A 25,855-nucleotide genomic window follows, 5' to 3' on the forward strand; every position below is an offset into this window, starting at 1 on the left:
AAATCAATTATAATACCATCATTAAAAGTTGTAAAAAGCAAGTCAAATTGTCTTGTAAAACCTTGTTTTTACTGACTTTTTGACTGATGAAAGTTTTCTATCTTTACATCGACCAAGAAACTAAAAACAGACAATGGGTATATTTGATAAAATATTTGGAGGTAAAAGTGAAAAAGAAGCGAAACCTGAAAAAAAGTCATTCGTAAACTGGATTCCTTTAACTTATTTAAATCAATTAGAAGAGATAAAAGAACAGTCTAAAACTGAAACTATTCTTATTTTTAAGCATTCAACACGTTGTGGAATTAGTAGTATGGTTATCAAAAGATTTGAGAATTTGTTTCAAGAAGAACATAAACATGTAAAGGTATATTATTTAGATTTATTGAGTTACAGAAATGTTTCAGATGAAGTAGGTTATACCTTCCAAGTAATGCATCAATCTCCACAATTATTAGTGATAAAAAACGGTATTTCTGTTTACAATGCATCGCATTATGACATTACTCAAACGAATTTAACGAGATTTATATAGCATAAATTTGGGATAAACCTATTTTAAGTCTTATTTTTGTGTCTTAAAATTTTTAAAATTTTGTCAGAAATATACACTTCAGCTACAACAACAGGGAAAGAATTATACGGTTATCAAAAAGACGCCTTACAAGAAATTTTTAAGAGATTTGAAACTGCGCCTCAAGATTATCACCTATTATATCAATTACCGACAGGGGGTGGAAAAACAGTAATTTTCTCTGAAATTGTTAGACGTTATTTGCAAACGTTTAAAAAGAAAGTTTTGGTGCTAACCCATAGAATTGAGTTGAGTAAACAAACGTCTAAAATGTTAGGTGAATTTGGTGTTACTAACAAAATTATTAATTCTACTGCAAAATTAGATGATCAGCATGAATATGATTGTTTTGTTGCTATGGTAGAAACCTTAAAAAACAGATTAAATGATGAAAAACTAGATATTTCTGATATAGGATTAGTTATTGTAGATGAGGCGCATTACAATTCATTTACTAAAATCTTTAAATTTTTTAATGATTCATTTGTTTTGGGTGTAACTGCAACTCCTTTGAGTTCTAATATTAAACTCCCTATGTATGAGAATTATCAAGAATTATTTGTTGGTGAATCCATACAAGATTTGATTGATAATGGATATTTAGCTAGAGCAAATATGTACTCTTATAATGTAGGGTTAACATCTCTTGAAGTGGGAGCTAATGGTGATTATACTGTAAAATCATCTGAAGATTTATATACAAATTCAGATATGCTATCAAAATTGGTTTCTGCTTATGAGGAAACTGCAAAAGGAAAAAAAACTTTAATTTTTAACAATGGTATTAATACTTCTATTCAAGTGTTTCACGCATTTAAAAAAGCAGGTTATCCTATAGCTCATTTAGATAATACCAACACAAAAAAAGAGCGTGAGTTGATTTTACGTTGGTTTCATAAAACCCCAAATGCAATTATTACCTCAGTAAGTATTTTAACAACAGGTTTTGATGAACCGAGTATCGAAGCTATTATTTTAAACAGAGCAACTAAATCTTTAACGTTATATTACCAAATGATTGGACGTGGGTCTCGTATTTTTGAAAATAAAACAACTTTTGATGTAGTTGATTTAGGAAATAACTTCTATAGATTTGGACCTTGGGGAGCAGATTTAGATTGGCAAAAGATGTTTAGGGCGCCAGATTACTACTTAAATGCAATCCTTTCTGATGAGGAAATAGAAAGTACTTTTCGATATGAGTTACCTGCTGATGTAAAGAAAGAATTCGCCAAATCTACTGACACATACTTCGATATGAAAAAAGTATATATTGATACCATAAGAGCAGGAGAATCTTCTAAAAGAGTTTTAGAGAAATCGATAGTACATCATGCAAAAATGTGTATAGAGAATAGTGAAGATGTTTTTGATGCCTTGATTTTAGCAAAAATGTTAGGAGAGGAAATCGATGATAGAATTAATAGATATGCAAAATGTATTTCCAAAAGTACACACAATTTTGTAACATGGTTAAAAGATGATTATAGAAAAAAATTAAATTCTTATTTGAGAGAGAATTTTGACAGAGATTACGAAGATATTTTTGGACATCCACCCATAGATGAATAGTATCAATAAAAAAGCTCTAAATCCATAACATGAATTTAGAGCTTTTTTATGAAATCAAATTGTATCAAATATTATTGCCTTTTAATAAAAATAAAATCCCCACCTTCATCACCAGTTCTACTAATAGGTGCATATTGAGGCTTATTATTTCCCGAAGTATTATTAATTACAGGATCTTCTATCATATTAAACAGCTGTCCAGCTGATAAATATGTATTCGAATTTTCTCTTAACCTCTTTAACAAGTACTTCATAAAAACACTCTTATTTGGCACTGTTGTTAGAGTTCCACTTGTAATTGCTCTTCTACTTGGTAAAGCATATTTTGCTTTAACTGCATTAGAAGCTTTACTAAAAGATCTTGTTTTTGTTAAAATGCTACCACTAAAACAAGCATCAGCTATTAGTAATGTATGTTTAGAATTGATAGATTTTATATAAGATACAATACTTGTATTTAAAATTACATTTCCTTCGAACTCCATTTCTGCATCTGAAGGCATCCAATATCCTTTTTCACTTGCCTCATCATAATTACCATGACCAGCATAGAAAATAACGAGATTATCATTTGGACCAACTTTTTTTCTGAGGTTATAGAATTCTTTTATAATTTGATTTTCAGTCGGGTTCTTTAAAACAGTAACGTTTTGTCTGCTAAAACTATATTTAGTTGTTAATACATTGGCTAAAGCATCGGCATCTTTTGTTGGTTCACCATTTAAGTCCACAATACTCTCGTCTTTATAATCACTTACCCCAATTATTAAAGCATAATACTTACCAAAACCAACATCAATTTTATCTTTTGGGTCGTTATTTGTTATAATAGTATTATCAATATTTTTAGATTTTCTTTTAATCGTAAAAGTCTTAGTAGATGAAGACTGCTTCATATCTGTTGCTGTTACAATTAAATCATTTTTACCGTATTTTAAAGGCACATTAGCTGTAAAAGTTCCATCATCAGAAACATTTGCTTCTACACCGTTTACAGTAATTTCAAAAATCCCATCTGTATCTGTAGCTCTTCCTCTAACTTGAATCCTTTTTGCTTCGACAATTTTAAAACCTCTTTTTTGCTCCACATTTGGCGAGGTAATTACTACAACTGGAGGGTTATTAAAACTTGCCGATTGGTATTTTATATCTAAATAATCTACAGAAAGTTTTTTATCATAGTAGATGGTATATCCAAACTTATTGCCAAAAAAACCTTCAAATGCTGTTTCGTTAACGTATTGACCGTTTATAAAGAATCTTAATAACTGACCCGCTTTAACAATTTTAATTTTATTATAATCGTTAAGTCCTGTTTTAATCGCAGATGTTTCAGTAAACGGAATTATCTTCTTGTATTTATCATTATCAAATTTTCTGAACATATAGCTTCCATTACCCGACAGTAAAAAAGAATATTCATTTGATGAGTTTTTTCGCCCAAAGGTTATACCATAAAGACCTGAAGAAGAATTAGTAACTCGAGCAATAGAGGTCTCTATAATAAAATCTTTAGAAGTATCAATATTAACATTTCTACTAATAAAAATACCTCCTTTTTTCTTTTTATGAAGCCTAAATTTACCATTAACAATAGCCGCAGAATAATCATCTGAATCTTCTAAATTCCAACCATTTGTATTTCCATTAAAGTTATCTAAAACCGGAAGTGTAAGTGTTTTAGTAGTAACTATATCGGTATTGTTTTTCTTTTTAGAACTATAAATTTTTAAATAATCTACAGCTATTTCTTGATCATTATAGACTACATAACCAATTCTATCTCCAAAAAATGGTTCAAAATCAATTCTAGTGATGTATCTATTATTGATATAAAATTTATAATATTCACCATCTCTTTTTACTTTCAAGATATTTGAAGCTCCATTATTTTGATTTACTGATGATGATTTCGTCCATTTAACAATCACCTCTTCATTACCATTAATAACTCTAACAATTTTATAATAACCTGATGACGCTAAGTAAAATCTAAAACTACTACTGTCTTTTAAACCCCACATTAATCCATAAGCGTTATTAGTAACACCACTTATTTTGTCAATTTTAGTTTCAATTTCGAAATCATTAGAACTATCGAAATATTTAGAAATATTGGTAGACCAACCTTTGTCTTTCCTTTTGTGTCTTACATAGTATTTACCATTAGACAGTCTAAACTCTGTATTTTCATCATTTCTTTCTGTCCATTTATTAATATTACTACTATCAAAATTATCACTAAATAATAAGTCTCCTTTAAGCTTAGTATCATCTTTAAAAATATTATTATTATTTGGGTCATCACCTAAATAAGAAATACTAATATAATCTACAGCTATTTTTTGAGGGTCGAAAATTGAAAACCCATATCGATTGCCATAAACTTTCATATAAGAGGCTGTATGTACCAATGAATTGTTAACAAAATAATAAAATTTACTACCTCTTTTTTCTATTTTTAGAATATTAGTAGAATAATTTTCTTTTTTGATAGAAGAAGACTTTGTCCAATTTACTAATGTATTTAAATTGCCATCTTCATATTTATCTATAGAATAACTACCTAAAGCATTAATTAAGAATTGATGTTGATTGCTACCATCTTTTCTACCAAAAACTAATCCGAAGCCATTGTTTTTTACTCCAGAAACTTTCTGAAAGGAGGCTTCAACTTTAAAATCTCTTGAAGTATCAAAATTGAAACCTTTGGTGGTTGTCCAACCTTTGTCTCCAGTATATTGAAAATAATATTTACTATTTTTAATTTCTAAACTTGCTTTCTCTCCATTAGAAATTGCCCAATTATTTCTATTTGAATAAAAACTATCATAAACGATCGTTTTGGTTTTATAAGAATTATTATTATTATTATTATTATTATTATTAGATGATTTTTGAACGGCTTTAATATAATCTACAGAAATTTTCTGATTTCTATATAGCATAATTCCCATTTGTCTTCCAACAAAACTATCATGAGACATACTGTGAACTGAGGATCCATTTATATAAAAGGTTATGGTATTGCTTTTTTTTGTGATTTTTAATTCATTAACACCATAGTTCCCAGTTTTAATTTTACTCGATTTTGTCCAAGCTTTTATATTGCTAAAGCTACCTCCAATGTTTTTTGAAACTCTAAAATGCCCATTAGAAGTTATCGCTAATTCTCTATAATTATTACCATCTTTAAAATCATATAAGAAACAGATACCATAATTATCTGTACCAGATATTTTCTGAATAGACGTTTCTAATTCAAAGTCTTTAGAAGTATCTAAATCAAATTTACTTGTAAGTATTCTCCATGACTTTTCGTTTCGTTTGTGTTCAAAATAATATCTACCATTAAACACATTTAATTCTCTAATATCATTACTCCCTGTAGGCCAAGAACCTTTACTACTAAAGTTTTCTTGATAAACATTATTACTTGACTGACTAAATGTTGCTGAAGTAATAAAAAAAGAAAGTAATAGTATCTTTTTAAGTAGTTTCATAATAGTATATTATTGGTGATTCATTTCTATAAAAATAGGGACAACTTTAGCAGATGAGCTTTTAGAAGTAGCATTAAATGAAATTTTATTACTACTAAAAGAAACATCAGATCCTTTAAACATTTTATAACTTAAAGCTTTTTTAACTCTTGACACAAAATCTCCCGAACCGTATTTTGCTTTATTTACAATATCGCTAATATTTAATTTTTCTTTACTATAAAGTACACAAAGAATATCTCTACCAGGTTTATTATCAAACTCTATAAAATAATCTTCATTTGGTATTGCAATTTCACTGTTAGTATAGTTAAAGAAATCACTAAAACCTCCAAAAGGATATAGTTTATTAACAGATTTATCAGCTGAACCATAACCAATTAAATATACATAACCTCTTTGCTTACTTTTTAAATAGATTCTAAATTGAGTTCCAGATGTATAAGTATTATTTACTTTGTAAGTCGTTTTAGTAGCTTTAACTATATTAAAATTTCTTGTTGCTCCATCGGCAAGTTTAATAGGCATATTGTTACCGTTACTTAACTTTAAAGAAATTTCTCCTCCAAGTTTGTTACTAGCAAAGAAGTTATTATTGTTATTGTTATTATTATTATTATTATTATTATTATTATTATTATTATTATTATTATTATTATTATTATTCCCTTTATCAACAAGTACATACGCAGTTTTTACTTGTCTTTGAAAATCTGAATACTTTATCCAAAAGAAACCATTTTTACCAAATCTAGTTCCCCAAGAATTCATTACTTCAAACGCACCACCAGACTTATTATCATCATAACCAACTACTACCATCGCATGACCTGATTTACCAGAACTCGGAATCCAAACATTATTATAATCTGTTTTTAAACTAGAAAACCTAAAAAGACCAATTACTACAGGGTTTTTTTGAGAAATTGCTTTTTTTACTTTACCAACTAAATTGTATGGGTTATTCCATTTTGCTAATCTTTCGAAAGTTAAAATTTTATGATTTTTTGCTTTAGAATATACATAACTAGAAGGTGTTCTTAAACAAGTTCTATAATCGTATGAAAAATCTGATAGTTTAGCAGCTCCATAGTTATTCATTAATTTCATTGCATTTTCTATGTATGCTCCTTGACATTTGGCATTATATCTAATTTGATTATATACAAATGCAGGAGAAAATGTATTCTGATTAATTTTAGATGTATTGTATTTCCAACCATTTTTTATGGCATTTGCAATTGTTCTTGCACCATAAGCACTTGCCCAACCAACACACGACCCTTGTTGTCCTTGATTTCCTGGAGTAGGAGCATACCCTTTTAAACTGTAAGATCTTGGTAAAGCAGAAAAACTTCGTGTTACTAATGGAACTGACTGTGGAATTTCGTTATAAAGTGATTCATCAAATTTTAAACCAGTACCAAATTCATTTTCGTCTTGAGATAATAAAATGCTTGAAAATGAAAAGCATAGAATTACTAGGATAAATTTCTTCATTTTAGATGTTTTAGAGTTACATAACAAAAATCTGAATAAATATAAATAAAAAAAATACGTCAAATGACGTATTTTTTATTGTTTATTAATTTATTTATTAAATTATAACTTCCTTTTTAGTGTAATTAGTGAATTTTCTGCAATAATTATTTGCTTATAAAACTCTTTTAACGCAAAGTATTCCTCATTAGAAAAAATTCTTCTTGAAATATTAAGACGTGCATAAAGACTAATATTATTTCCTTTTTTTATAGTCTTATAAATAAAAGTACCTCCATCATTAGGTAATGATATTGCTATATCTTTAGGAACTTGATAAATTTCATATTCATCTGGGATGGACAATACTATTGAATAATTTTGTTTTCTAGTATATCCAAAATCTACTGGGAAATTTCTTTCTTTTAGTTTAAAAGGATTTTTTTGAAGTCTATAAAATAGTATTGGGTTGATTCTTATTTTATCGCTAGAGCCATTTTCATCAATAATTTTTATTTTATAAATTTCAGATAAAGGTTTTTCAAGTTCTGTCTTATTTCTAAATTCGATAGATTCAACTTCCGTATAAGGATAATCAGACTCAAAATCCTCAATATATTTATCTTCTGTTAATAAAGATAGTTTTCTTCTTTGATTAATGGCATAATAACCAGTTCTTCTAATCATAACACCACCTTCTAAGTTTTCATCATCATTTAGTTTTAGTCTTACTGTTAAATTTACTGAAGATGGAAATTGGGGTTTTAACCTTACCCAATAACTTTCATTATTAAAATCAAGAACTCTTGCCTCTCCATTAATAGCTTTAAATGGAACTTGACCAAAAGGTAAAAACTTATTTGTGGCATCTAAATAATAAGTTTTATTATTAATTAAAGCCTGAACAACAACATAGTTATAATCAAAAATAACTGGATAGATCTTAGTGGTTAACCCATTCTTTCTAGTGGATAAAACCACTAACTTAGTATCTATACCTGCAGCTTGTAAACTATTAAATAGCGATAAATTTATTTCACCAACATCTCCAGATTTTTCATCAAATGCTTTTTTAAGTTTTGCATCACTATTTCTCCAATAGTTTCCATTCCAAGTATAATGATTTTGAATAAACGAATATATTTTTTTTGCCTTGTCTAGTTGATTTTTAATTAAAAAAATAGTTTTAGGTATTTGCTTCTTAAAGAAGTTTTTCTTTGAAATTTGATTATTAAAAAAATACTTTTTTAGATTTTTATCAGCTTTTTTCCAAGTTGTTGTGTAATTCTTTATCTCCCCTTGATAACTTGTTCGAGATTTTAAATCAAAAGATAATCTAGAAATATAATTCTTTTTACTTAACATAAAATCTTCTTCTTTAAAAGCAGGAATATTTTCCATTGCATAGGTGTAAACTACACAAGATCCAAAACCAATTCCATCCAAATAGACACATTTTTTATCGATTTGAGCATCGTTGGTATTAAGCTTTTGAAAACCAGTAACTTTTATGTTATATTTATAATTGCCAAGAATAGATGCTTTAAATTCGCTTTTAAGTTTTGGAATGTCTGATTGAAAATACCAATCGTCTATGACTAAATAGGGTGATAGAATACTATATCTGTACTCAATTACACTACCTTCTTTTATGTTAGGTATCGTAAACTTCTTTGAAGTCCAATTATTTGTTTCATCAATAGAAAAAATATCATCTTCATTCAAGAATTTTTTATCCATGGTGCCTTCATCAGTTAAATTATATGATATTGCTTTAACATCTAATAGCCTTTCATTTTTTCTGAGATAAATTTGTACATCAGCTAAATCAAAAGCCGATTTATCGAAAATTTTAATTCTAAAATAAAAATCTGTTCTAGGTATTTCGTCTTCATTCTTATCAGGATATCGATTTGCTTGTTCATAAAGAACCAAAGCCGAAGCTGTAGAATCTTTTTCGTAACCAATGAGTTTTAATTCTTCTAAACTTGTTCTTCCTAAACTTAAAGATCTTTCTTTTTGCGACATTAAACTCATTGTCGATAAAAAGAAAATTAGTGCAATTTTTTTCATTTTAATTTTTAATTTTCTACTGCAATTTTAGAAATATTATTATTGATTTAGCATGATAGTTTTTGTCATTTCTCTTCAAAATGAAGGTTTAAAATCTAATAATTTTTTTAACATTATTTTTATTCAAATAATTTTTAATAACAGATTTAGAAAGTTCTTTCTTGTCAATAGGGGTAAGTATTGATTTTAAAACATCAATTTTGTTTTCTTGATATCCTAAATTTGTATATCCATAACCAAAAACTTCGTTATTTTCTACTAAAATAATAGCATGTTCTTCAATTTCTCTTCCTTTATCAATAATAATAAAGTTATCATTATTAAAGTTTTGAGAATTCATTTTTCTCTTTTTTCGAAAATTAAATTTTGGAGATAAAGCTTCTAACTCTACATAATATTTTAAACGCCTAAACAACTCGTTACCTGTTTTCTCAAAGGTTATAGATTGTGCTCTGTCTTGAATTTTTATAGCCCTTTTGGTTACTTTTAAAAACAATCTATTTACTTCCGATTTAATGTTTTTACCTCTTCCCAAATAAATTACTTTTCCATGGGTATCGTGTATGTAAAATAAACCTTCAACAGAAGGTATTTCATCAATTAACTTTAAAAGTTTTTGTTTTTGCTGTCTTCTATCAAAATATTTAATAGAGCTTTGGATGATACTTTTATTAATATCTTTTTCTAATAATAACTTAAACAATTGAACTGTAGCTAGTGCATCACCAGAAGCTCTGTGTCTGTCTGACATTGGAATCCCTAGAGATTTTGTTAGTTTTCCTAAGCTGTAAGAAGGTTGATCTAAAATTAATTTCTGACTTAATTCTACGGTACACAAAGTGTTTTTATTGAATTCATACCCCAATCTATCAAACTCGGTACATAAAATTCTATAATCGAAAGCTGTATTGTGTGCAACCAAAATACAATTTGAAGTTATTTCTATAATACGTTTGGCAACTTCATAAAACTTAGGAGCATTTCTTAACATTTTATTGTTAATTCCTGTTAGTTTTACTACAAACTCTTGGATAGTTTTTTCTGGATTTACTAAGCTAATAAATTGATCAACTATATCATGACCATCAAATTTATAAATGGCAATTTCTGTAATGCCTTCTTCATTAAATTTACCTCCGGTAGTTTCAATATCTAAAATTGCGTACAAATTCTTTTTCTTAACGGTGTAATTAATAATTATAATTCCTATTTCCAAATATAGAACTTCCAACTCGAATCATTGTACTTCCTTCAGAAATTGCTAATATATAATCTCCACTCATTCCCATAGATAGAATTTTTAATGAAGAGTAGGTAGCTTTTAGTTTGTCGAAAAGACTTTTTAAAGATGAAAACTCCTCTTGTAATTGCTCTTGATTATCGGTGAAAGTAGCCATACCCATAAAACCAACAATTTTGATATTTTTTAGTGCTAATGTTTCTGACGAAGCTAAAATTGTTTCAATTTCATTAAATGACAACCCGAATTTTGTTTCTTCTTTAGCAATTTTAGCTTGCAACAAACAATGAATTATTCTATTGTGCTTTTTAGCTTGTTTATTAATTTCTTGTAGAGTTTTAAATGTATCAACCCCATGAATTAAATCTACAAAATGAGCCATGTATTTTACCTTATTGCTTTGTAAATGACCAATCATATGCCATTTAATATCTTTTGGTAAGGCATTATATTTTTCAACCATTTCCTGAATTTTATTCTCACCAAAAACACGTTGACCTACATCATAAGCTTTTTGTAAATCTGATATAGGCTTGGTTTTAGAAACTGCAACTAAGGTTACATTTTCTGGAATAGATTGTTTTATGATTGATAAATTTTCTGCGATTAAACTCATTATCTTAATAATTCTATAATTTGTTTAGCCAATTCTAAGCCAATTCTATCTTGCGCTTCTTTAGTGGCTGCACCAATATGAGGGGTTAAAGACAATTCAGGATTCATTAACAATTGAATTTCTGGGTTAGGTTCGTTTTCAAAAACATCCAAACCTGCAAATTGAATTTTACCTTCTTCGATAGCATTAATTAAATCAACTTCATTAAGTACACCCCCTCTTGCAGTATTTACTATTCCAACGCCATCTTTCATGTTTTCAATTTCTGCTGCCGCTATTATATAATCTTCTTGAGCAGGAGTGTGAATTGTTATAAAGTCGGCTTCTTTTAATAGTTCGTCTTTAGCAATAGTATCTATTGCAAAGGTTGATTTTTGTCCATTAAAAAATTCTAAAATAATATCAGCAGAATCAATAAAACTGTCAGTAGCTATTACATTCATTCCTAATCCAAAGGCAATTTTAGCTACCTCTTGACCAATTCTTCCAAAACCAATAATTCCAATCGTTTTCCCTCTTAACTCAGTTCCTTGAGAATAAGCTTTTTTTAAATCTTTAAATCGTGAATCTCCTTCTAAAGGCATTTCTCTATTAGAAGAATGTAAAAAACGAGCCATTCCAAATAAATGTGCAAAAACTAATTCTGCCACAGAACTAGATGAAGCAGCAGGTGTATTAATTACATGCAAACCGTTATCTATAGCATATTCTACATCTATATTATCCATACCAACTCCACCGCGTCCAATTAGTTTTATACTTGGACAAGCATCAATTAATTCTTGTCTTACTTGTGTAGCACTTCTTACTAAAATTGCATCAATGTTGTTTTCATTAATAAAATTTTCTAATTGATTCTGGGCGACTTTTACAGTCAAAACTTCAAATCCTCCTTTTTCTAAAGCATCAATACCACTTTGAGAAATTCCATCGTTAGCTAATATTTTCATTCTATATTTTTTTGAGTTGCAAATATTTTGATTTACAACAATTTATGGAACTAGATTTTGTTACTTTGAAACTTTATTTTCCAATTCCTGCATCACATCAACTAAAGCTTGTACACTATATAACGGTAAAGCATTATACATGCTTGCTCTATAACCACCAACACTTCTATGTCCGTTTAAACCACTAATTCCAGCTTCTGCCCACATTTTATCAAAAGTTTCTTTTAAAGACTCATCCGTTAATACAAAAGTAGCGTTCATAATACTTCTATCTTCTTTAGCAACAATTCCTTTAAACAATGGGTTTCTATCAATCTCATTATACAAAAGTTTTGCCTTTTTATTGTTAACTTCTTCAATAAATGGAATTCCGCCTAAATCTTTTAACCATTGTAAAGTTAACATAGAAACATATACAGCAAAAACAGATGGCGTATTAAACATACTGTCTTTATCTAGATGTATTTGATAGTTTAACATAGAAGGAATGTGTCTTTCGACTTTTCCTAAAATATCTTCTTTTATAATTACTAAAGTCGTTCCTGCAGGTCCCATATTTTTTTGAGCACCAGCATAAATTAAATCAAACTTTTCAAAGTCTAATTGACGAGAAAAAATATCCGAACTCATGTCACAAACTAACGGAACATTGGTTTCTGGAAATTCTTTGAGTTGGGTTCCAGCTACTGTATTGTTACTCGTACAGTGAAAATAATCTGCATCACCAGGGATAGAAAATCCTTTAGGAATATAGCTGTATCCTTTGTCTTTAGAAGAAGAAACTTCTACCATTTCTCCAAAAGCTTTTGCTTCTTTAATGGCTTTGTCAGACCAAGTTCCTGTGTTTAAATAGGCTGCCTTTTTATTTAATAAGTTATGAGCTACCATTAAAAATTCTAAACTAGCACCACCTTGTAAAAATAACGCTTTGTAACCTTTACCTTCTAATCCTAATAATTCTAAAGCTAAAGAACGTGCTTTTTCCATTACAGCAACAAAAGGTTTACTTCTATGCGAAATTTCAATTAACGATAAATCATCATTATTAAAGTTGATGATTGCTTCCGATGCTTTTTTTAATACTTCTTGAGGCAAAATACAAGGGCCTGCACTAAAATTATGTTTTTTCATATTGATGTTATTAATTTTGAAAAATTCCTCTTAGAGGGTTATATGTTTGATAAAAATTCTAATGTATTTACACCATCTGCATAGTCTGTTAACTGCGGATGTTGTGTTTGTCCAAAAGCAACTTCATTTTCTATAAAGTCTTTTGCAACAATACACTGAATCTTTTCTTTATCTTGATGTAATTTTATTTTTAAATCAATTTCATTGTCATAGTACTCATAAAAAACTGTGGCAATAGGAGAGGAGTAACTTTCATCTTCTTTAATCATTAGAAAACCATTTTCTAACAAATCGAACTCACTCATTAAGTACACAGCTTTGTTATAATCGTAATTATTGGCATATTTAGCATTATTGATAATTTCTTTTTTAGCATACATTCCTTTAAAAAAGTTATCAAAATTATAGTTTTTTGGAACATATAATTTAGAAACACTTCTACAGCCTAAGCCAAAATATTGAAAAACATCATCAGATAAATTGATAAAATCTTCATCAGTTTCATTACCTGTTAACACAGCAACCGAATTTCTGCTTTTTCTAATAATATTGGGTTTATCTTTAAAATAATATTCGAAATAACGCGCAGTATTATCACTTCCTGTAGCGATAACTGCATCAAAATCTGACAACTTTTCTTCAGTAAAAGTTATTTTCCCTTTAAAACCTTCTTCTACATACTCTAAATACTTAGCTAAAAAAGGTAAAATGTGTTTGTCATTTGAAGATTGTTTTACTAATATAGAATGACCAGAAATTAAAACAGATAAAAAATCATGAAAGCCAACTAAAGGGATGTTTCCTGCCATAATAACGGCTACTTTTTTTGGAGAACTATCAATTAAATCTTTACTACTAGAAAACTTAATTAAGGTGCTTTTTTTTAATGACTTAGACCAATCATTTAAACTGAATAAAATATTATCTTTTGTAAACCAAGAGTTGTTTTCTTGTGCTAATTTAATTTGATGTAAAAAACCATCATAAAAGATTTCATTATACTCAATATTATCTTTCTTTTTTATATTATCAACAGAAAATTGACTTAAAAAAGCCCCTAATTTTGCGAATGCAGTAATTCTATTTTGAATACTAATCATTTATTTTGGTTGTCTATAATTTTGGCTTTATTTTTGCATTTGCAAATGTACAAAAAACAGTAAAGAAACTATGGCAATTATAATAACAGATGAATGTATAAATTGTGGGGCTTGTGAACCAGAATGTCCAAACACAGCAATTTACGAAGGTGCAGATGATTGGAAATATTCTGATGGTACAGATTTAAGTGGAAATGTGGTTTTACCAAATGGTAAATCTGTAAATGCAGATGAAGATCAAGAACCAGTTTCTGATGAAATTTATTACATTGTTCCAGATAAATGTACGGAATGTAAAGGTTTTCATGAAGAGCCACAATGTGCAGCAGTATGTCCTGTTGATTGTTGTATACCTGATGAAGATGTAGTTGAAACTGAAGAAGAATTATTAGGTAAACAAGCTTTTATGCATAGCTAATAATTAGACATTACTTAATAAAAAAATAAAAGAGGCTAATTATATTACAGATTAGCCTCTTTTGTTTTTACAATATAATCCATTTAAATTGATAATTTAGTAGCATTATCATATGATACAATTTTATTTTTACTGAAGAATTTAAAGCCTTTAGTATAAAAGTGTTTTTTGAATATTATCCCATTAACGAATAAGAAGTATTATCTAAAAATTTATTTTATTTGTTTAAATTTTAAACAAATCGAAAAAAATTGATAAATATTTATTGATAAAAAAAAATTAATCACTTCGTTTGGGTTTTGAAGAATAAAATTTAGATATTTGCATTATAAACAAGAACAAATGACATTTATTCAAAATTATCATCGTTTTTACAATTGCTCTCAAGCGATTTAAAAATGTATTGAATAAAATCAAAATATTTATAAACCCGTTTGAGCAAATCGAACGGGTTTTTTCAATTTAAAACCAAATTTGCTCAAGCATAATAAAAAACAAAAATGTGTAACTTAAGAATTGCAGTACAAAAATCAGGAAGGTTAAACCAAGACTCAATGAAAATCTTAAAAGATATTGGTATTTCTATTGATAATGGTAAAGATCAATTAAAAGCAGCAGCAAGAGATTTTCCTGTAGAAGTGTTTTATTTACGTAACGGAGACATTCCTCAATACTTAAAAGATGGAGTAGTAGACGCTGCGATTATTGGAGAAAACGTATTAATTGAAAAAGGAGATGACATTGAATTTGTTGAGCGTTTAGGCTTCTCGAAATGTAAAGTTTCAATTGCAGTTCCTAAAGATTCAGAAGCCAATTCATTAAAAGATTTGGCAGGAAAAAGAATTGCAACTTCATATCCTGAAACGGTAAAAAAATTCTTAAACAAACAGAATATTAATGCTCAATTGCATAAAATTAATGGTTCTGTAGAAATTGCACCAAATATTGGTTTAGCTGAAGGTATTTGTGATATTGTATCTAGTGGAAGTACATTATTTAAAAATGGTTTAAAAGAAATTGAAGTTTTATTAAAATCTGAAGCGGTACTTGCTGTCTCACCAAAAATATCTGAAGAAAGAAGAGCTATCCTACAAAAAATTCAGTTTAGAATTCAATCTGTTTTAAAAGGAAGAAATTCAAAATATATATTATTGAATGCTCCAAATGATAAATTGAATAATATTTTACAACTATTACCAGGAATGAGAAGCCCAACAGTGTTGCCTTTAGCGGAAAAAGGATGGAGTTCAGTACACACGGTAATCAATAAAAATCAATTTTGGGAAATTATCGACGAATTAAAAGTGAATGGAGCAGAAGGAATTCTAGTATGTCCAATAGAAAAAATGGTATTGTAAAATGAAAACCATATTAAATCCAGACAAACAAGATTGGTCAAGAATTTTAGAAAGACCTACAAAAACTGTTAATGACATTGAAAAAACAGTTACTGAAATTTTTGATGATGTTCAAAAAAATGGTGACAGAGCTATAGATAAATATACCCAGTTATTTGATGGTATTTCTTTAGAAAACAACCTTGTTACAGATGATGAAATAAATAATGCAGTTAAAGTTATTTCAAATGGTTTAAAAGCGGCAATTCAATTAGCAAAAGAGAATATTTCCAAGTTTCATACAGCTCAAAAAACAGAAAAAGTTTTTGTAGAAACTGTAAATGGAGTAGAATGTTGGCAAGAAAAAAGACCTATTCAAAAAGTAGGGTTATACATTCCTGGAGGTACAGCTCCTTTATTTTCTACAGTTTTAATGCTGGCAATTCCTGCACAAATTGCAGGTTGTAAAGAAATTGTTTTATGTTCTCCACCAAATAATGAAGGTAAAATTAATCCTGCAATTTTGTATGCAGCAAATTTATGTGGAGTAACAAAAATCATTAAAGTAGGAGGTATACAAGCTATTGCAGGACTTACTTTTGGAACAAAAACGATTCCGCAAGTGTATAAGATTTTTGGACCAGGAAACCAATTTGTTACTGTTGCAAAACAATTGTCAACTAAATATGGTGTAGCTATTGATATGCCTGCTGGCCCAAGTGAATTGTTAGTTGTAGCGGATGATACTGCAAATGCAAGTTATGTGGCTTCAGATTTATTAAGTCAAGCAGAACATGGTGCAGATAGCCAAGTAATTTTAGTTTCTACTTCTAAAAAGTTAATTACAGATGTTGAAAAAGAGATTGATAAACAAATTTTAGAGTTACCAAGAATAAAAATTGCTGAAAAGGCGATTAACAATTCAAAATCAATTTTTGTGAAAAATGATAAAATAGCTCTAGAATTGATAAATGAATATGGTCCTGAGCATTTTATTGTTTGTACAAATAATAACGATTTTTATGTGAATCATATAGTTAATGCTGGTTCTGTTTTTATTGGTAATTATACTCCAGAAAGTGCAGGAGATTATGCTTCTGGAACCAACCATACCTTACCAACAAACGGATTTAGTAAAGCCTATTCTGGTGTAAATCTAGATAGTTTTACCAAAAGTATTACTTTTCAAAAAATAAGTAAAGAAGGAATACAAACTATTGGTAATGTCATAGAATTAATGGCAGATGCAGAAGGTTTAAAAGCGCATAAGAACGCAGTCTCCATCAGATTAAAAGACTTATAACAATATTTTAAAGTATGAAAACCGACTTTAACATTGAAAATTTTGTAAGAGAAAACATCAAATCTCTTAAACCTTATTCTTCTGCAAGAGACGAATATAAAGATGCTAATACACAAGAAATGATTTTCTTAGATGCTAATGAAAATCCTTTTGAAAATGGAGTAAACCGTTACCCAGACCCTCAACAAAACAATGTCAAAGATTTACTATCTGAAATTAAACATATTCCTAAAGAAAACATTTTATTAGGTAATGGTAGTGATGAAGTGCTTGATTTGATCTTTAGAGCATTTTGTGAACCTAATATTGATAATATAATTACATTACCACCTACTTATGGAATGTATGGAGTTTTAGCTGATGTTAATGCGATTGAAAATAGAAAAGTATTATTAGCAAACAATTTTCAACCTAAAATTGATGAGATATTAAACATTACTGATCAACACAGTAAAATTTTATTTTTGTGCTCACCAAATAATCCAACCGGAAATAGTTTTAATGTTAATATTATTGAAAAATTATTAAGAAAATTTAAAGGATTAATTGTCTTAGATGAAGCTTACATCGATTTTTCTAAACAAAAAAGTTGGTTAGGAAAATTGGATAAATTTCCGAACTTAATTATTACACAAACCCTTTCTAAAGCATATGGTTTGGCCGGAATTAGATTAGGAATTTGTTATGCATCTGCAGAAATTATAAAAATATTAAACAATATAAAACCACCTTATAATGTTAACGAACTAACTCAGCAAAAAGCAATTTCAAGATTGCAACGTTTGGATGAAATCCAAAATGAAATTGAGCAATTAGTAAGTGAAAGAAGACGGCTTAAAAAAGAGTTAGAGTGTTGTGTAAGTTATATAGAAAAAGTATATCCTTCAGATGGAAATTTTTTACTACTTAAAGTAGATGATGCTAACAAACGCTATAATCAATTAATAGAATATGGGGTTGTCATTAGAAATAGAACTACACAACCTTTATGCGAAAATTGTTTGCGTATTAGTGTAGGTGTATGTGAAGAAAATCAAAAATTAATCAGAGCTTTAAAAGCAATTCAGTAATGAAAAAAGTACTATTTATCGACAGAGATGGAACTCTAGTGTTAGAACCACCTGTAGATTATCAGTTAGATAGTTTAGAAAAGTTAGAATATTACCCTAAAGTATTTCAATACATGGCAAAAATTGCTTCAGAATTGGACTATGAATTGGTGATGGTAACAAATCAAGATGGTTTAGGTACAGATTCTTTTCCAGAAGAAACCTTTTGGCCGGCACAAAATAAAATTATTAGTGCTTTTGAAAAAGAAGGTGTTGTATTTTCTGAAGTTTGTATAGATAAAACTTTTCCGCATGAAAATGCTGAAACTCGTAAGCCAAGAACAGGTTTGTTAACCAAATATTTTTCTGAAGATTATGATTTAGAAAATTCTTTTGTTTTAGGAGATAGAATTACAGATATGGAATTGGCAAAAAACCTAGGAGCAAAAGGTATCTATTTGTCAGAAAACCCCGATTTAGGAGCAGATGAAATTGAAACATCTAAACAAGAAATTTTCAATTCAATAGCGTTAACAACTACAGATTGGGAAGCTATTTATGAATTTTTAAAATTAGAAGATAGAGTAGCTGAAATAACTAGAAACACTAACGAAACAAAGATTTATATCAAGTTAAATTTAGATGGTTCTGGTAAAAATAACATCAGTACAGGTTTGTCATTTTTTGACCACATGTTAGATCAAATTGGTAGACATGGATCTATGGATTTAACCATAAAAGTTGATGGAGATTTAGAAATTGATGAACATCATACAATAGAAGATACCATGATTGCTTTTGGTGAATTATTCAACAAAGCTTTAGGAAATAAATTGGGAATAGAAAGATATGGATTTTGTTTGCCTATGGACGATTGTTTAGCTCAAGTTGCGGTCGATTTTGGCGGTAGAAATTGGTTAGAATGGGATGCAGATTTCAAGAGAGAAAAAATTGGTGATATGCCAACTGAAATGTTTTTCCATTTGTTTAAATCGTTTACAGATGGTGCTAAATGTAATTTAAACATTAAAGCAGAGGGTGTAAATGAACATCATAAAATTGAAGGAATTTTTAAAGCATTTGCAAAAGCAATGAAAATGGCAGTAAAAAGAGATTCAAATAAGATGTTTTTACCATCAACAAAAGGGATGTTATAAAAATGAAATTAGTAATAATAAATTATGGAGCTGGTAATATAAAAAGCATTCAATTTGCCTTTAAACGTTTAGGTATTAATGCTGTTTTATCAGATAATGTTGATGAAATTAAAGCTGCTGACAAAGTAATTTTTCCTGGTGTTGGAGAAGCAAGTTCTGCTATGAAAATGTTACGCGAAAGTGGTTTAGATAAAATAATACCTACTTTAAAGCAACCTGTTTTAGGAATTTGTTTAGGTATGCAATTAATGTGTAATCACTCGGAGGAAGGAAATACAAAAGGATTAGGTATTTTTGATGTAGAAGTTAAAAAGTTTTCTAAAACTGTAAAAGTTCCTCAAATGGGATGGAACGTTATTTATAATTTAGAATCTAAACTATTTTCTGGAATTAAAGAAAAAGAGTTTATGTATCTAGTGCATAGTTTTTATGCTGAAGAATGCAAGGAATCTATTGCAACAACAGATTATGAAATAGAATATGCATCTGCATTAAAAAAAGATAATTTTTATGGTGTTCAATTTCACCCAGAAAAAAGTGGAGTAGAAGGCGCAAAAATTTTAAGTAATTTTTTAAAACTATAACATGTCAAGAAAATTAATTAGCTCAGGATCTACTTTTGAAAAAGAAATGGGATATTCTAGAGCAGTCGTAGAAGGAGATTGGGTTTTTGTATCTGGAACTACGGGTTTTAATTATGAAACTATGACCATAGAAGAAGATGTTGCAGCACAAACTGAGCAATGTTTTAAAAACATAAAAAGTGTTTTAGAACAAGCTGGCTCTAGCATAGATAAGATTGTTAGAGTGACTTATATTTTACGCAAAGCCTCAGATTTTGAGTTGTGTTGGCCAGTTTTAAAAAAGTATTTAGGAGATGTTAGACCCGCTGCAACTATGTTTTCAGCAGGTTTGTTTGATGAGAAAATGAAAATTGAAATACAAGTAACCGCTTTAAATAACTAATGTGAATATGAGAATAATTCCAGCAATTGATATTATTGAAGGTAAATGTGTTCGTTTAACAAAAGGCGATTACAATACTAAGAAAGTATATAACGAAAACCCACTTGAAGTAGCCAAAGAATTTGAAACAGCAGGTATTGAGTTTTTACACGTTGTGGATTTAGATGGAGCAAAAGCGAGTCAAATTGTTAATTATAAAGTTTTAGAACAAATTGCATCAAAAACCAATTTAAAGATTGATTTTGGAGGTGGATTAAAATCAGACAAAGATTTAGAAATTGCTTTTAATTCGGGTGCAAATCAAATTACGGGAGGAAGTATCGCTGTAAAAAATGCTCCAATTTTTGAGAGTTGGATAGAAAAATATGGTTCAGAAAAAATCATTTTAGGAGCCGATTTTTACCCAGATAATTCTGGTGGAAAAATTGCAACTAATGGTTGGCAAGAAGAAAGTTCTTTAGAATTAATTCCTTTTATATCTGATTATCAACAAAAAGGAATTCAATATGTAATTTGTACAGATATTTCTAAAGACGGTATGTTACAAGGACCGAGTTTTGATGTTTATAAAGATATTTTATCCAAAGTAAAACCTTTAAGATTAATAGCTTCAGGAGGAATATCAACTTTTGATGAACTCCCAAAATTAGCAGAAAATGGTTGTGAAGGGGTTATTATTGGAAAAGCGATTTATGAAAATAAAATCAGTTTAAAACAATTAGAAAATTTTATAATTAGTCAATAAAATGCTAACAAAAAGAATAGTACCTTGTTTAGATATTAAAAACGGAAGAACTGTAAAAGGTGTTAATTTTGTAAATTTAATTGATGCTGGAGACCCTGTAGTTTTAGCAAAACAATATGCAGATTTAGGAGCAGATGAACTGGTTTTTTTAGACATTGCTGCTACTTTAGAAAATAGAGGAACTACTTTAGATATGGTTTTAAAGGTTGCAGAACAGGTAAATATTCCTTTTACCGTAGGTGGAGGAATTTCTTCAGTAGAACACGTAGATGCTTTATTAAAATGTGGAGCAGATAAAGTGTCTATCAACTCCTCTGCTGTAAAAAGACCAGATTTGGTTAGCGATCTAGCTGAAAAATTTGGAAGTCAGTGTGTGGTTGTTGCTATTGACGCAAAACAGATTAATGGAGAGTGGTTTGTACATTTAGCAGGAGGAACAATTCCTACAGAAATTAAATTATATGATTGGGCTAAAGAAGTTGAAGAACGTGGAGCTGGAGAAATATTATTTACCTCCATGAATCATGATGGAACCAAAGCTGGTTTTGCCAATGAAGCTTTAGCAAAACTATCAGAGTTAGTAAATATTCCTATTATCGCCTCCGGTGGTGCCGGAACAATTCAACATTTTGCGGATACTTTTATAGAAGGACAAGCAGATGCAGCTTTAGCAGCAAGTGTTTTTCACTTTGGAGAAATTCCTATTTTAGAACTAAAACATGCCTTAAAAGAACAAAAAATACCTGTAAGAATATAAATTAGCTGTCATTCCGAACTAAGAATGAGGAGGAATCTCAAAATAGATTTCTAAATCGTTTAAAAAACTCATTTCGAAATGATAAGTAAAATAAAAAATTATGATCATCGATTTCAATAAAAATAACGACGGATTAGTGCCTGCAATCATTCAAGATGCAACAACAAAAAATGTATTAATGTTGGGCTATATGAATGAGGAAGCTTTTAATAAAACTAAAGAAACTAAATTAGTTACTTTTTTTAGCAGAACTAAAAATCGTTTGTGGACAAAAGGAGAAGAAAGTGGAAATGTGTTAAATCTTGTTGATATGAAATTAGACTGTGATAATGATACATTATTGATTCAAGTAAATCCAAATGGACCTACTTGTCACAAAGGTTCTGACACTTGTTGGAACGAAGAAAATACTCAAAATTATGGTTTCTTTTCTACTTTAGAAAAGGTAATTACAGAAAGAGTTGCTAATAAAGACACAAAAAAATCTTACGTGGCTAGCTTATTTGATAAAGGAATTAATAAAATAGCTCAAAAAGTAGGAGAGGAGGCTGTGGAAACTGTTATCGAGGCCATGGATAATAATGACCAATTGTTCTTATATGAATCTGCAGATTTATTATTTCATTACTTAATGTTATTACAAGCCAAAGGGTTTACTTTAAAAGATATTGAAACTGAATTAAAAGGAAGACATAAATAAATCTAATAATTTATTAAATCTAAAGTGACCATATAGAGATTCTGTTTGGTCATTTTTGCTTTTAACCAAGCAAAGAAACTCATCATAAAAATATCTTCTTTTTCTTTATCAATCCAATCAAAAGAAACTTCAACTTTTTCTATAAATGCTTTGGTCTATCTTAAAGAAGGAGAGTTTGTTTTAAAAGATGTTTTTATAAATGACGAATCGATTATTGATATTATAAGAAAAAAGCGCATTAAATAGTTTTTTTAGATCTCATAATTTTAAGCTTATGAGGTCTAATTTTATAATCAAATAAATTCATCTCATATTTATAATAGTAGTATTTTCGCTACAAATTATAGAAATGATTTTTAGAAATAGTAAAGCCCTTATCATATTAGCATTTTTTGCAATTTATGTGATTTGGGGGTCTACTTATTTATTCAATAAAATTGCGGTAACAGAATTACCTCCCTTTTTCTTAGCTTCCATACGTTTTTTTACGGCTGGTTGTATGATGATTTTAATTGCATTTTTAACTAAAGTAAATTTAAAAATATCAAGAAAAGAATTTAAAAACATTTGTATTACCGCGTTTTTCTTTTTGGTTTATGGGAATAGTGTTTTTGTCTGGTCATTACAATTTGTAGATAGCGGATTTGGATCGTTAATTGCTTCAACCAATCCTTTATTTGTTCTAATTATGATGAGAATCATTGATAGAAAGCCTATGCAAAAGAAATCAATGATTGGTGTTATTCTAGGTATTTTAGGGATGATTCTATTAATAACTCAAGAAGAATTGGTCACAACTCAAAATACTTTAATCGGAATCTTAGTAATGCTAACTTGTGTTATAAGTTGGAGTTATGGTAGTCTTTTCGTAGCTAAAGCAACTTTACCCAAGAACTTTTTGGTAAGTACTGGGTATCAAATGATTTTTGGAAGTCTATTCTTAGCAATTGTCAGTTTTGCGTTTCAAGAGAATTGGTCTTCTCCATTAAATTGGACGACCAACGTTCAAGTTTCAATGATTATATTAATAATATTCGGCGGTATTATTGCCTTTACTGCATTTAATTTTTTATTAAAAAGAGTTTCTCCTGAAAAGGTATCAACTTCAGCATATGTAAATCCTGTTATTGCCTTATTTATGGGGTGGTATTTTTTAGATGAAAATCTTTCAGCCCAATCAATAATAGCCTCTGTAATTTTACTAACAGGAGTCTATTTTATAACCTCTAGAAAAAGACAATAATTTGAAAGCAAATAAGTATTCGTTTATAAAACCAGAAAAATGGCCATTTTTCTATGGTTATGTTGTGCTTCTTTTTGGAAGTATTGGGGTATTATTTAGTATTCCTGGGCAAACCGTTGGTGTTTCGGTATTTACTGACCCCGTAAAAGATGCGTTAGGACTAACAAGGAATCAATTTAGTAATGCTTATATGATTGGTACATTGTTAAGTGCTTTTTTTGTGACCAAAGCAGGACGCTTGTTTGATAAATTTGGTGCTCGTTTTGTAGCTTTTTTTGCAGCATTATTCTTAGGAATAACTCTAATTATATTCTCTTTTTCTGAGAAAATATCTGGAAATATAAAATATCTATTTCAGTCTGAATCTTGGTTTATACCGTTTTTATTAATTTGTTTTCTTTTCTTTTTAATTCGTTTTTTTGGGCAAGGTGTGCTTACCATGTCCTCTAGAAATATGATAATGATGTGGTTTGATAAAAATAGGGGGAAAGTGAATTCTATTAGTAGTATTGGTGTTTCTTTAGGATTTTCTAGCGCTCCCATTTTATTTAATTATTTGATAGATCATAATGGATGGGAGGTAAGTTGGCAAATTTTAGCCTTTTGTTTGTTAGTATTTAGTGTTTTAATTCTACAGTTTTACAGAAATAAACCCGAGGATTTTAATTTAATTCCTGATGGATCTTTAAAAAAGATTACTCATGCCAAAAAGAAATTAACTGATATTGTTGAAGTGAATTTTACACTAAAAGAGGCTAAAACTACCAGAGCCTTTTGGATGATAGGCTTAGCTTTATCGTTTAATAGCTTTTTTAGTACTGGACTTACTTTTCATATAGTTTCTATTTTTGGTACACAAGGTTATGATAAATCGGAAGCTATTGCTGTTTTTTTACCTATATCTATTATTGCGATCATCACCTCTACAATTGCTAATATTTTAAGTGATTACATTCAGCATAAAGTCTATTTGTTTATAATGATTGCTAGTGGATTTGTTGCCGCAACTGGACTTTTAATATTAGAAAATACATTTGGTGTTTATTTATTAATAACAGGTTTAGGAATTTATAGCGGACTCTTTGCTGTAGTTAATGCAGTGACGTGGCCACGTTATTTTGGAAGAAAATACTTAGGTGCTATTACTGGAAAAATTATGAGTTTTTTAGTTATTGCAAGTGCTTTGGCTCCAAGCTTGTTTAGTTATTGCTATACTACACTAGGCAGCTATGAATTTATCAGTTATTTACTGATTCCTTTTTTAGTATTTCTTCTTATAGGGTCATTGCAAATGAAAAAGCCATAACAAATAGGTACATTATCTATGAGGTATCTATGAAGTAACTATGGAGTATCTATGCAGTAGGTATTTGTTTGTTTTATGTTAATTATTTCATTTTGAGAGGAGTGATGTAATGTGACATATGATTTATGGGTATTGCATTCTTTTTTTCATTGATAAAAAAAGAACCAAAAAAATCTAGGCTTACGAAAGTTGGTCTAATTTTTTTGTTCAATTTCTGAATTTCAGAAACTCGCTTCTCTCAAACAGTCTGAAATTCTTCAGAATTTTCTCTTCAAAATTCACAACCAACTTTCGGTATGCCGTTGTAAGATTCTTTTAAACTATATTATTTTTGAGATTGCTAAATGTAAGTTGTTGGGTATGATTTCTTAGGACGATTAATTAAGGTTAAAATTATTCTATTTTGAGAGGAGTGATGTAATGCGACTCATGATTTATGGGTATTGCATTCTTTTTTTCATTGATAAAAAAAGAACCAAAAAAATCTAGGCTTACGAAAGTTGGTCTAATTTTTTTGTTCAATTTCTGAATTTCAGAAACTCGCTTCTCTCAAACAGTCTGAAATTCTTCAGAATTTTCTCTTCAAAATTCACAACCAACTTTCGGTATGCCGTTGTAAGATTCTTTTAAACTATA

General features: G+C 29.0%; 22 protein-coding genes. 14 read left to right on the plus strand and 8 right to left on the minus strand.

Annotation, left to right across the window (positions count from 1 at the left end):
- Positions 1 to 133: 133 nt before the first annotated feature.
- Together ytxJ and DIS07_RS13280 are read left to right on the plus strand one after the other, a co-directional pair.
- The gene (gene ytxJ, locus DIS07_RS13275; protein ID WP_109405741.1) at positions 134 to 535 is read left to right on the plus strand and encodes a bacillithiol system redox-active protein YtxJ; all 402 of its coding nucleotides are present in this window, start codon (positions 134 to 136) and stop codon (positions 533 to 535) included.
- A gap of 60 nt (positions 536 to 595) precedes the next feature.
- Positions 596 to 2,146 carry a DEAD/DEAH box helicase gene (locus DIS07_RS13280; protein WP_109405742.1) on the plus strand — a complete coding sequence of 517 codons (1,551 nt, stop codon included), beginning with the start codon at positions 596 to 598 and terminating at the stop codon, positions 2,144 to 2,146.
- Between the two features lie 71 nt (positions 2,147 to 2,217).
- On the opposite strand, the gene DIS07_RS13285 is transcribed toward DIS07_RS13280, so the two are convergent.
- The 8 genes from DIS07_RS13285 to DIS07_RS13320 all read right to left on the minus strand — a co-directional run bounded on the left by DIS07_RS13285 (position 2,218) and on the right by DIS07_RS13320 (position 14,238).
- Positions 2,218 to 5,649: a caspase family protein gene (locus tag DIS07_RS13285; RefSeq protein WP_109405743.1), complete on the minus strand. Its 3,432-nt coding sequence runs from the start codon at positions 5,647 to 5,649 to the stop codon at positions 2,218 to 2,220.
- Positions 5,650 to 5,658: 9 nt separating this feature from the next.
- On the minus strand, positions 5,659 to 7,149 hold the full coding sequence (locus DIS07_RS13290; RefSeq protein ID WP_109405744.1) for a C1 family peptidase: 1,491 nt from the start codon (positions 7,147 to 7,149) through the stop codon (positions 5,659 to 5,661).
- 102 nt (positions 7,150 to 7,251) lie between these two features.
- Positions 7,252 to 9,201: a transglutaminase-like domain-containing protein gene (locus DIS07_RS13295; RefSeq protein ID WP_109405745.1), complete on the minus strand. Its 1,950-nt coding sequence runs from the start codon at positions 9,199 to 9,201 to the stop codon at positions 7,252 to 7,254.
- A gap of 88 nt (positions 9,202 to 9,289) precedes the next feature.
- Positions 9,290 to 10,369 carry an exonuclease domain-containing protein gene (locus DIS07_RS13300; RefSeq protein WP_109405872.1) on the minus strand — a complete coding sequence of 360 codons (1,080 nt, stop codon included), beginning with the start codon at positions 10,367 to 10,369 and terminating at the stop codon, positions 9,290 to 9,292.
- 22 nt (positions 10,370 to 10,391) lie between these two features.
- A complete protein-coding gene (locus tag DIS07_RS13305; RefSeq protein ID WP_109405746.1) occupies positions 10,392 to 11,057 on the minus strand; it encodes a YggS family pyridoxal phosphate-dependent enzyme in 666 nt (221 codons plus the stop codon).
- Entirely contained in the window at positions 11,057 to 12,007 is a 951-nt protein-coding gene (locus DIS07_RS13310; RefSeq protein WP_109405747.1) for a D-2-hydroxyacid dehydrogenase, read from the minus strand. Before DIS07_RS13310 ends, DIS07_RS13305 begins: the two co-directional genes overlap by 1 nt.
- Positions 12,008 to 12,067: 60 nt before the next feature.
- Positions 12,068 to 13,138, minus strand: coding sequence for a 3-phosphoserine/phosphohydroxythreonine transaminase (gene serC, locus DIS07_RS13315; RefSeq protein ID WP_109405748.1), 1,071 nt, complete (start codon positions 13,136 to 13,138; stop codon positions 12,068 to 12,070).
- 38 nt (positions 13,139 to 13,176) lie between these two features.
- On the minus strand, positions 13,177 to 14,238 hold the full coding sequence (locus DIS07_RS13320) for an acyl-CoA reductase (protein WP_109405749.1): 1,062 nt from the start codon (positions 14,236 to 14,238) through the stop codon (positions 13,177 to 13,179).
- A gap of 70 nt (positions 14,239 to 14,308) precedes the next feature.
- Between DIS07_RS13320 and DIS07_RS13325 the strand changes: the two genes are divergently transcribed.
- The 12 genes from DIS07_RS13325 to DIS07_RS13380 all read left to right on the plus strand — a co-directional run bounded on the left by DIS07_RS13325 (position 14,309) and on the right by DIS07_RS13380 (position 25,219).
- Positions 14,309 to 14,656: a 4Fe-4S dicluster domain-containing protein gene (locus DIS07_RS13325; RefSeq protein WP_109405750.1), complete on the plus strand. Its 348-nt coding sequence runs from the start codon at positions 14,309 to 14,311 to the stop codon at positions 14,654 to 14,656.
- A gap of 500 nt (positions 14,657 to 15,156) precedes the next feature.
- Positions 15,157 to 16,014 (plus strand): ATP phosphoribosyltransferase, encoded by an 858-nt coding sequence (hisG, locus tag DIS07_RS13330; RefSeq protein WP_109405751.1) that lies wholly within the window; start codon positions 15,157 to 15,159, stop codon positions 16,012 to 16,014.
- Position 16,015: 1 nt separating this feature from the next.
- The gene (gene hisD, locus DIS07_RS13335; RefSeq protein ID WP_109405752.1) at positions 16,016 to 17,296 is read left to right on the plus strand and encodes a histidinol dehydrogenase; all 1,281 of its coding nucleotides are present in this window, start codon (positions 16,016 to 16,018) and stop codon (positions 17,294 to 17,296) included.
- Between the two features lie 14 nt (positions 17,297 to 17,310).
- Positions 17,311 to 18,366: a histidinol-phosphate transaminase gene (hisC, locus tag DIS07_RS13340; protein ID WP_109405753.1), complete on the plus strand. Its 1,056-nt coding sequence runs from the start codon at positions 17,311 to 17,313 to the stop codon at positions 18,364 to 18,366.
- Entirely contained in the window at positions 18,366 to 19,502 is a 1,137-nt protein-coding gene (gene hisB, locus DIS07_RS13345) for a bifunctional histidinol-phosphatase/imidazoleglycerol-phosphate dehydratase HisB (protein WP_109405754.1), read from the plus strand. The genes hisC and hisB overlap by 1 nt, the downstream gene beginning before the upstream one ends.
- A 2-nt stretch (positions 19,503 to 19,504) precedes the next feature.
- The gene (gene hisH / locus DIS07_RS13350; protein ID WP_109405755.1) at positions 19,505 to 20,086 is read left to right on the plus strand and encodes an imidazole glycerol phosphate synthase subunit HisH; all 582 of its coding nucleotides are present in this window, start codon (positions 19,505 to 19,507) and stop codon (positions 20,084 to 20,086) included.
- 1 nt (position 20,087) lies between these two features.
- Complete coding sequence (locus tag DIS07_RS13355) at positions 20,088 to 20,468, plus strand: RidA family protein (RefSeq protein WP_109405756.1); 381 nt, start codon at positions 20,088 to 20,090, stop codon at positions 20,466 to 20,468.
- Positions 20,469 to 20,475: 7 nt separating this feature from the next.
- The gene (hisA, locus tag DIS07_RS13360; RefSeq protein ID WP_109405757.1) at positions 20,476 to 21,213 is read left to right on the plus strand and encodes a 1-(5-phosphoribosyl)-5-[(5-phosphoribosylamino)methylideneamino]imidazole-4-carboxamide isomerase; all 738 of its coding nucleotides are present in this window, start codon (positions 20,476 to 20,478) and stop codon (positions 21,211 to 21,213) included.
- Position 21,214: 1 nt separating this feature from the next.
- Positions 21,215 to 21,970: an imidazole glycerol phosphate synthase subunit HisF gene (gene hisF, locus DIS07_RS13365; protein ID WP_109405758.1), complete on the plus strand. Its 756-nt coding sequence runs from the start codon at positions 21,215 to 21,217 to the stop codon at positions 21,968 to 21,970.
- A 100-nt stretch (positions 21,971 to 22,070) separates the two neighbouring features.
- Positions 22,071 to 22,670 (plus strand): bifunctional phosphoribosyl-AMP cyclohydrolase/phosphoribosyl-ATP diphosphatase HisIE, encoded by a 600-nt coding sequence (hisIE, locus tag DIS07_RS13370; protein ID WP_109405759.1) that lies wholly within the window; start codon positions 22,071 to 22,073, stop codon positions 22,668 to 22,670.
- A gap of 349 nt (positions 22,671 to 23,019) precedes the next feature.
- Positions 23,020 to 23,913 (plus strand): DMT family transporter, encoded by an 894-nt coding sequence (locus tag DIS07_RS13375; protein WP_109405760.1) that lies wholly within the window; start codon positions 23,020 to 23,022, stop codon positions 23,911 to 23,913.
- A gap of 1 nt (position 23,914) precedes the next feature.
- The gene (locus tag DIS07_RS13380) at positions 23,915 to 25,219 is read left to right on the plus strand and encodes an MFS transporter (RefSeq protein WP_109405761.1); all 1,305 of its coding nucleotides are present in this window, start codon (positions 23,915 to 23,917) and stop codon (positions 25,217 to 25,219) included.
- Positions 25,220 to 25,855: the final 636 nt, after the last annotated feature.

Origin of the sequence: Polaribacter aquimarinus (genome assembly GCF_003129485.1) — a bacterium.
Lineage (GTDB): Bacteria > Bacteroidota > Bacteroidia > Flavobacteriales > Flavobacteriaceae > Polaribacter > Polaribacter aquimarinus.

What these genes read in the sequence shown, in the direction of transcription:
- hisB (WP_109405754.1), top strand. Translation starts at nt 18,366, where the DNA reads ATGAAAAAAGTACTATTTATCGACAGAGATGGAACTCTAGTGTTAGAA.
- DIS07_RS13290 (WP_109405744.1), bottom strand. Translation starts at nt 7,149, where the DNA reads ATGAAGAAATTTATCCTAGTAATTCTATGCTTTTCATTTTCAAGCATT.
- DIS07_RS13355 (WP_109405756.1), top strand. Translation starts at nt 20,088, where the DNA reads ATGTCAAGAAAATTAATTAGCTCAGGATCTACTTTTGAAAAAGAAATG.
- DIS07_RS13305 (WP_109405746.1), bottom strand. Translation starts at nt 11,057, where the DNA reads ATGAGTTTAATCGCAGAAAATTTATCAATCATAAAACAATCTATTCCA.
- hisF (WP_109405758.1), top strand. Translation starts at nt 21,215, where the DNA reads ATGCTAACAAAAAGAATAGTACCTTGTTTAGATATTAAAAACGGAAGA.
- hisIE (WP_109405759.1), top strand. Translation starts at nt 22,071, where the DNA reads ATGATCATCGATTTCAATAAAAATAACGACGGATTAGTGCCTGCAATC.
- DIS07_RS13375 (WP_109405760.1), top strand. Translation starts at nt 23,020, where the DNA reads ATGATTTTTAGAAATAGTAAAGCCCTTATCATATTAGCATTTTTTGCA.
- hisH (WP_109405755.1), top strand. Translation starts at nt 19,505, where the DNA reads ATGAAATTAGTAATAATAAATTATGGAGCTGGTAATATAAAAAGCATT.
- hisD (WP_109405752.1), top strand. Translation starts at nt 16,016, where the DNA reads ATGAAAACCATATTAAATCCAGACAAACAAGATTGGTCAAGAATTTTA.
- hisG (WP_109405751.1), top strand. Translation starts at nt 15,157, where the DNA reads ATGTGTAACTTAAGAATTGCAGTACAAAAATCAGGAAGGTTAAACCAA.
- DIS07_RS13325 (WP_109405750.1), top strand. Translation starts at nt 14,309, where the DNA reads ATGGCAATTATAATAACAGATGAATGTATAAATTGTGGGGCTTGTGAA.
- DIS07_RS13295 (WP_109405745.1), bottom strand. Translation starts at nt 9,201, where the DNA reads ATGAAAAAAATTGCACTAATTTTCTTTTTATCGACAATGAGTTTAATG.
- hisA (WP_109405757.1), top strand. Translation starts at nt 20,476, where the DNA reads ATGAGAATAATTCCAGCAATTGATATTATTGAAGGTAAATGTGTTCGT.
- DIS07_RS13310 (WP_109405747.1), bottom strand. Translation starts at nt 12,007, where the DNA reads ATGAAAATATTAGCTAACGATGGAATTTCTCAAAGTGGTATTGATGCT.
- DIS07_RS13320 (WP_109405749.1), bottom strand. Translation starts at nt 14,238, where the DNA reads ATGATTAGTATTCAAAATAGAATTACTGCATTCGCAAAATTAGGGGCT.
- ytxJ (WP_109405741.1), top strand. Translation starts at nt 134, where the DNA reads ATGGGTATATTTGATAAAATATTTGGAGGTAAAAGTGAAAAAGAAGCG.
- hisC (WP_109405753.1), top strand. Translation starts at nt 17,311, where the DNA reads ATGAAAACCGACTTTAACATTGAAAATTTTGTAAGAGAAAACATCAAA.
- DIS07_RS13285 (WP_109405743.1), bottom strand. Translation starts at nt 5,649, where the DNA reads ATGAAACTACTTAAAAAGATACTATTACTTTCTTTTTTTATTACTTCA.
- serC (WP_109405748.1), bottom strand. Translation starts at nt 13,138, where the DNA reads ATGAAAAAACATAATTTTAGTGCAGGCCCTTGTATTTTGCCTCAAGAA.